4 protein-coding genes are annotated in these 7,616 nt (G+C 75.8%); 2 read left to right on the forward strand and 2 right to left on the reverse strand.

Annotation, left to right across the window (positions count from 1 at the left end; translation table 11 throughout):
• Nucleotides 1-50 precede the first annotated feature (50 nt).
• Nucleotides 51-5,030, reverse strand: coding sequence for a DNA-binding protein (locus ACIBAD_RS05740; protein WP_398904745.1), 4,980 nt, complete (start codon nucleotides 5,028-5,030; stop codon nucleotides 51-53).
• Nucleotides 5,027-5,896, reverse strand: coding sequence for a DUF4132 domain-containing protein (locus ACIBAD_RS05745; protein WP_134069138.1), 870 nt, complete (start codon nucleotides 5,894-5,896; stop codon nucleotides 5,027-5,029). The genes ACIBAD_RS05740 and ACIBAD_RS05745 overlap by 4 nt, the downstream gene beginning before the upstream one ends.
• A 270-nt stretch (nucleotides 5,897-6,166) precedes the next feature.
• Here ACIBAD_RS05745 and ACIBAD_RS05750 point away from each other — a divergent pair, with 270 nt between their 5' ends.
• Entirely contained in the window at nucleotides 6,167-6,898 is a 732-nt protein-coding gene (locus ACIBAD_RS05750) for an HNH endonuclease family protein (protein ID WP_398904747.1), read from the forward strand.
• Entirely contained in the window at nucleotides 6,895-7,209 is a 315-nt protein-coding gene (locus tag ACIBAD_RS05755) for a hypothetical protein (protein ID WP_134069140.1), read from the forward strand. Before ACIBAD_RS05750 ends, ACIBAD_RS05755 begins: the two co-directional genes overlap by 4 nt.
• Nucleotides 7,210-7,616: the final 407 nt, after the last annotated feature.

The raw sequence follows: 7,616 nt of genomic DNA on the forward strand, positions 1-7,616 counted from the left end.
GCACCCACCACGAGGGGGGAGGGAGCGCCGCGCCACGGCCGGTGCCGGCGTCAGCGGCGGCGTGCGCGGGTGCGCTTGACCTTCAGGGCCTCGAAGCGCGGTACGTCGCCCTCGCGGACCCGCTGCCAGGCCCGCCGGTAGAGGTCCGCGGCCGGCTCGTCCGGCACCAGCACCCCCAGCACCGGCCGGCCGCCCGGGGCCAGCCCGTACATCGGCAGCTTCCACTGCTCCACCGGCAGCACCGGCGAGGACATCTCCGCCCAGCCGCCCGGCAGGAACAGCGAGCGGCCGGCCCGGGTCCGGGAGGCCGTCACCACCAGCTCGGTGGCGGCCAGTTCGGCGCGGGCGGTCTTCAGCCGGGCCGGCTTCCAGCCGGTCCAGCGGGCCACGTTGCGGTCGGTGGGGTCGGGCATGGCGAGCAGCGCCAGGTACACGGCGGCCGCGTCCGCGCCCAGGCCGTACGCCTCTCGGACCTCCGCCACCAGCTCGGGCACCGAGCGGGCCGGGTCCTGCGGCCACCACGTGCCGTCCTTGTCGACGGTCCCTGCCGCCGGCGCGCCGGGATCCGCCAGGAGAGCCGCGAACCGCGCGTCGTGGACGGCCCGCAGCGCCGTCTCCACCGACGACGGCTGCTGGTCCTCGCCGCGCAGCGCCGGCAGGTACGGGTCGGAGCCGGTCGAGTCGAGCAGGGCCGTCCGCAGGGCGGGCTTGGGCCGGTCGTCGTGGGTGGCCATGACGACCGCGCCGTACCGCTCGTAGCCCTCGCCCGTCTCGGTGGGCGTCCCCGCGGCCTTGCGGAAGTCGGGCAGGCTGGTGAAGTGGCCGATGCTGAGCATCAGTTCGGGCGCGGCGAGCCGCTGGCGCACGGCGGTCAGGGCGGGCGGCAGCGCGGCCCGCAGGGGGTCCCCGGCGGGCAGCCGGTGGGCCATCCAGGCCGTCAGGGTCAGCGCTCCGGTCAGGACGGTCGAGGTGAAGGGCTCGTCGGCCGGCTCGCGGGGCTCGACGTGGTCCCCCTTGACCTCCCAGGCGACGTCGACGCTCAAGGAGCGCGACTGCGCCGGGCCGAGGATCCCGGCCAGCGCCCGGTGCGTGGACCAGCCGGTGCTCGCGGCGCGCGTGGCCTCGGCGAGCAGCCACTCGGGCACGGGCGTACGGCGTCCCACGCGGCGGTTCCACTCCTGCGCGGCGGCGGCCACGTCCGGCCCGTCCGTCCACAGCCGCGCCGGGTCGGCGGGCAGCAGCGCGCCGACGACCGCGCGCCGCACTTCGGCGTCGAGGCCCTTCAGCTCGGTCCGGGCGTGCTTCGCGTCGGCCGCCTTGACGCCCAGGGCGGTGCGCAGTTCGGCCGGCAGGAAGTGGTGCTCGTAGCTGTCGATGTTCGGCAGGCCGGCCAGCAGCAGTCGCGCGAGCGTGCCGGAGACTCCGGTGAGGCGGGCGAACTCCTCGGCGGCTTCGGGCAGGAACGGCGCCGCCCCGCGCTCGGCGGCCTCGGCCAGGAAGGCCGCCAGCCAGCCGGGGCCGCGCTCCCGGTCGCCGAGCGGGGCGTCGCCGCGCACGGTGTAGGGGCCGGGCACGGCAAAGCGGCCGGCGGGGTCGTACAGCAGTGCCCCGAACTCGTGGCCGTCGGACGCGGACGCGCTGTGCTCGGTGAGGCCGAGGACGGCTCCGCCGCCCAGCGGGAGCAGGCTGCGGTGCGAGGTGTTGCGCTCGATGCCGTCAGGGGTGCGCAGATGGCGCTGGTCGAGGTGGACCAGGACCCGGCGCCAGCGGTCGGCGGAGCCCTCGGCGGAGGCCAGCCCGAGCGCGTCCACCCGGCCGAGCACCGTGCACAGGGCGGCCCGCTGCTCGTCGGTGGTCCCGACGGCGACGGCCCGGTACGCGATGGCCGCGGGCCGGTCGAGCAGCGGCGTGAACGGAAGGGCGGAGTACGGCAGGGCGGGCACGTCGAAGTGGAGCCGTCCGGGCACCGCGGCGGCGTCGGTGTCGGCGGCCGCCCGGGCCAGCCCGTCCAGGTAGCGGTACGCCGCGTCGGTCTGGGCGCCCCAGCGGTAGTACCCGGTGCCGACGAGCCCGTGCAGCGCGTCGGCGATCAGTTCGTCGGTGGGGCCTTCGGGCTGCCCGTCCGCCGCGGCACCCGAGTCGGGGTCCAGTCGGGCGGCGACCGCGTCCAGCGCCTCCTGCTGGGCGAGGGCGAAGCGCAGCACCTCGACGATGCCCCCGATCAGCTGCGGGGCGGTGACCTGCGGCAGCGCGGCACGCACCAGGTCGGGCAGGTCGGTGGCCGCCTCGGCGGCGCCGGCAGCCTTGAGCAGGGCGCCGACCGCTGCGCCGTCCGCGGCGCGCAGGGCGGCCGAGCCCTCCAGGTCGCGCGGGCGCAGCGCGTACCAGAAGGGAAGCGGAGGGAGTTCGACGCTGCCGGTGGCGAAGGCGGCGGTGCGGTGGTCGCCGCGCGACTGGGCGGTGACCACGCCGTCCGGGTCGCTGATGCTGAGCTCGCGCCAGCGGTGGGTCAGGGCGCGCGGCCGCTCGTCGCCGGGGAAGGTGAGTGCGGCGACGGGCATCTCGGCGCCCTCGGGAACGCTGACGCTGCGGCCGCCGGTGTCGGAGGCCTCCCAGCCCCGGCCGGCGACGCGTACGACGCGCCAGCCGAGCAGGCCGTCCACGGGCGCGCCGAGGACCGAGCCCTCGACGGTGGGCGCGGGCCGCAGCCAGCAGGACTGGGCGGGCACCCTGTTGCCGTCCCCGGGGTGGGCGCGCAGGGCGTCGGCGAGGAAGCCGGGCGCCGAGAGCCGGCCGAGGGCTCCGCCGGCGGGGTCGTATTCGCGCCAGCCGCCGGCGTGGTCCTGGTCCTGGCGCTGCCACACCCAGTACGAGGTCCCGTCCGACAGCAGCCGGCGCTCGGCCGGCAGTTTGGTGTCTCCGGCGTGCAGGACCCCGCCGCCGGTAGTGCGGCCGCCGCCGGGCAGGGGCAGGCTGATGTCCTCGGAGCGCAGGTTCCAGTAGCCGCCGTCGGCGTCGACGGTGAAGACGTTGCCGGGGTCGGTGTGCCAGTAGCCCTCGATGCCCCCGCTGCCGTAGTGGGCCCAGAAGACGAGCAGTTCGCCGTCGACGTAGTGGAATCCGTACCGGCGCGCGTTGCTGCTCGCCGCCCGCAGGTCGTGGGTGAGCACGGTGGAGTCGGCGTCGATGACGCGGACCTGGGCGGAGTTGGCGACGATCAGGTGGGGCCAGGCCTCGACGACGGTCAGCCCGTGCCGGCCCTGGCCGCCGGGCGCCATCTCGGCGACCGCCTTCTCCCAGGCGGGCCAGGAGAGTTCCTCGAAGAGGCCGGTGCGCAGGGTGCGGGCGAGGGTCTCGCCGAGATCGGCGGAGGCGGCGAGGGCCACCTCCTCCCGGGCGAGTTCGAGTGCCTCGGCAGGCAGCCAGGTCAGCCGCCGGATGGCGTCCGGCAGCCCGGGCAGGCCCGCGGCGGTGGAGGCGCCGGCCACCTCGTGCATCCACTCGGTGAGCATCGGGCGGCCGCCGGGCGAGGCGGCGAGCAGCCGTATGACCTCCACGGCGTGGGCATCGCCGCCCAGACCGTACGCGGCGCGCCGGAACGCGGGCCGGAAGCGCTCGTCGGCGGCGAGGGAGAGCAGGTCCCGCCGCTGGTCGGAGCGTGCCCAGTCGGCCAGGTTCAGCTGGTCGTGGCGCCGGCGCGACCCGGAGTCGGGCTCGGGGTCGGTGACCGGGATGTCCAGGGAGAGCAGCAGGTCCAGCAGGTCGGCGTCCTCGACGCCCACCTTCAGCCCCGCCTCGCGGCCGGGCTCGGCGAGTTCGGCGCGCAGCCGGTCGGCCGCGCGGCCGACGAGGTCGAGCAGGGCGGGCAGCGTGGGGCGCGAGCCCCAGCCTGTGTGCCGGGCGGCGTGGAAGCGCTCCAGCCAGCCGGCGGCCCCGTCGGAGCAGCGCTGCTCGGCGGGCAGGTCGGCGCGGACCAGCCCGGCGGTGGCGCCGGACTCCTCCAGCAGGCCGAGCCACAGCGCGGGGAGTTCGCCGTCCCCGCCGCCGGGCGGCATCAGGCCGAGCAGGGTGCCCCGTACGGACGGCACCCGGCGGGCCAGCGCGACCAGCGCGGTGCGGTGCGCCTTCCACCAGCCGTACGCGGCCCGCAGCGTGGCCGGCAGCGGCAGCAGCTCTGCGAGGTAGTCCTGTTCGGCCTCGGTACCGATCAGGCCGGCGGCGCGGGCGAGGCGGCGCAGCTCGGTCGCGGCCTGCGCGGAGGGCGGCAGTCCGCCCGCGGTGCGCCGGACGCACAGCCGGCGGAAGCGCTCGTGGGCCTCGGCGGGGCTGACGCGGGCGGACAGCTCCTTGGCGTAGCCGGTGAGCACCTTCACCGGGAGGGCTCCGACCAGGGCGAATTCGAGGAACACGCCGTCGAGGCGGTCCTCGTCGACGGCCAGGCCGTGCTGGGCCTCGCTGGTCCGGGCGCGGCCGAACAGCTGGGCGGCGTACGTGGTGTTCTCGACGGCGAGGAAGATGCGGGCGGCCTGCTCGTAGAAGACGGGCAGGAAGTGCGGGACGGCGGCGCCGAGCCGGCCGGCCAGTTCGTGGCAGGCGTCGAGGGCCGCCTTGGGCTTGGTCTTGGCCGTACGGGCGAGCCGGTCCAGCTCGGGGACCACGGCGAGGGCGTGGTGTCCGTCCTCCGGGTGGTGGACGAGGACCCATTCGGGGAAGCCGAGGGCCTGGCGCTGGCCGAGGCCGACCACGGGCGGCGCGCCCTCGGCCTCGTCGAGCACGAGTCCCAGGAACCCGGCGGCGAGGTCCTCGGCCGGACCCAGTTCGGCGGCGGCGAGCCGGACGACGACGCGCTCGTCGGGGAGGGCGGGGTGGCGGTAGGAGCGTGCGGTCAGGTCGACCGCCGAGGGGCCCGCGCCCTCGGTGCCGTTCGGCAGCACGGCGCCGGCCTTGAGCAGCAGTTCGGCCTCGTGCACGGCAGCGGCGGCGTTCGCGCCGGTCCCGCCGGATTCCGTTGCAGTGGTGGTGGTGCTCATCGCGCGTCCCCCCCCTCTTCGATCTTGCGCCCGGCGTACAGCGCCGCGGCCATCCGCATTCCCTCGGACCAGGCGACCGGCCCGACCTCCGTCAGGCGCACCGCCCGTCCGTTCTCGTCGTGCCAGCTCAGGGCGCCGGTGCTCGTCTCGTCCTCGTAGTACGGTTCGCCGATCCAGACCGCGGCCTCCGTGCCCCGGCCGGTGTCGCGGACCTTGCAGGTCGCGTAGCCGCCGGAGACCCGGTAGCCGAGGCCCGTCGCCCGCGCGGCCAGGCCGAACCGGCTGGCGAAGACCCCGCCCGCGTAGTCCCGTACCTCCGTGGCGGTGGCGGCCAGCCCCTCGGGCTTCTGCCAGGTGGGCCGGTGGATCTGCTCGACGCGCTGCACGATGCCGAGTTCGGCCGCGAAGTCCCGTACGTCGTCCAGGTCGGGCAGCAGCACCGGGTGCGGCAGGGTCACCGTGCGCGGGGACAGCCGTACGGTCTCGCCATCGAGGTTGACCACCTTCAGCTCGCCGGACGCGGTGGCGTCCCGCAGGAAGCCCACCTCGTCCGGGTCCTCGCCGACGACGGCCATGTCGCGCAGCGCGCTCTGCCAGGCCTCGTCCGGCCAGACCCGGGCGAGCAGCGCCGTCGGCACGGGCAGCGAGGAGACCATCCAGGTGTCCACCTGGGCGATGCAGGCGGCCTCGTGCCGATCCAGCCATTCGGCGAGCCGGCGCAGCCGGTCCACCTCGGGATGGTCGCGCAGGGCCTTGGGCAGCGTCTTCAACTGCCGTCCCGCCGAGCGGCCGGTGGCGGATCGCGCCGCCACCTTCCCTTCCACCAGGGCGATCTCGTACCCCTCGCCCGCCGCCAGCCATGCCATCAGTACGTGCCCCTCCGCCTGCCCGATCCCGGATGCGCGCAGCGTCGACCAGGGGGACGAAGCCCCCCTGAGCTGCGGTATGTCGGGAGACTAGCGAGAGCCACTGACAACGCCCGCCGAGGGGGCCCGCTCGGCGCCCGGCTCGGCGGCGCGCCCGGAGGCCCGCTCGACGGCGGCGGGTCCGCGGCGGCTTGGTGGTCCGGTTGAATGTCCGGTTCTGGGTAGTCTCTCGGGGACAGCGTGCGTGCGGGACCGGCTCGGGGTGGGTTCATGGGACGTCAGATACGGGTCCGGGGTGCGGTCCTGGCGGCGACGGTGCTGCTGGCCGTGGCCGGATGCTCGGGCACCGGCACCGGCACCGCGCCGGGCAAGGACGCGAAGCCCTCGGCGGCCGGTACGCCGTCCTCCGCCCCCGGCGGCGCAGGCGCCCAACCGGCCTCGGGGGACGTGCTTCCCGGCATGGTCGGCGTCGAGGCGGCCCGTACCCGGCTGGCCGCGCTCAAGGTCGCCCCGCCCGGGACCATGGCCGGGTACAGCCGGGCCAAGTTCACCCACTGGGCCGAGCAGGGCGACAAGTGCGACACCCGCGAGGTCGTGCTCAAGCGGGACGGCAAGGACGTCGTCCAGGACGCCGAGTGCAAGGCCGTCTCCGGCACCTGGAAGAGCCTGTACGACGGGGCCGTGGTCACCGAGGCGTCGAAGATGGACATCGACCACATCGTGCCGCTCGCCGAGGGCTGGCGCTCGGGCGCGGCCGGCTGGGACGCCGCGCGGCGCAAGGCCTTCGCGAACGACCTGACCCACCCTCAGCTGCTGTCGGTGACGGCGGCCACGAACCGCTCGAAGGGCGACCAGAGCCCCGACCTGTGGCAGCCGCCGGACAAGGCGAGCTGGTGCCAGTACGGGCGGGCCTGGACCACCGTGAAATCCACGTACGGACTGACCGTGACCGAACCGGAGAAGAAGATGCTCGGGACGATGCTGGACAGCTGCGCGGCATGACCGGACGACAGCACATGGCCGGACGGCAGCAGTGGTGCGACGAGGTCCTCGCCGGACCGGGCGGGGCGATGACGGACGAGGTCGGGGTCATCACGGGCCCGCTGACCCTGCGCACGACGGCGCTGCCGGACGGCGGGACGGCCCGGATCGAGGTCCAGTACAAGGACGCGGAGGAGTGGTACACGCTGACCGGCAGCCCGGTCCCCCACCACGGCGACCCTGCGGCCGTCCACGCCGCCGCCCTCGCCGCGGTCCGCGGGGGACACGCCGCCGAAGCCCCGGTCCTGCCCCCGGGCCCGGCCCCGGCCTGACCCGCCGCGGCAGGCGCGGCCGGTGATCAGCGTCATGGTCCCCATGACACCGGTATCCACACCGGCACCGGTCACGGCCATGGGCCTCACCGGCTTCACGGAGCGCGAGCAGGGGGTCTGGACCGACGCGAGGGGCCCCGTCGCCTCGGTCCACCTCGAAGAGGTGGGACGCGGAGTTCCCCGAGGGCCCGCTCACGCTGGTCCGCGGCGCGTCGCGGCGCGTCGCCCCGACGGCGGCCTTGGACGAGCGTTTCAAGGCCCTCCCGCCGTTCGGCCCGCCGGCCGCCCCGCGGCGCCGCGGGTTCCGCCGGCCCTAGGTGTTCTGTCCAGGGAGGTTGTGGACGGGTGATGTAGGTCTCCGCTGAGGGATCTTGAAATGGGTGAGGGCCTTCTGGCCTGGTGTGGAT

The organism is Streptomyces sp. NPDC051109, from assembly GCF_044455885.1.
Classification (GTDB): Bacteria; Actinomycetota; Actinomycetes; order Streptomycetales; family Streptomycetaceae; genus Streptomyces.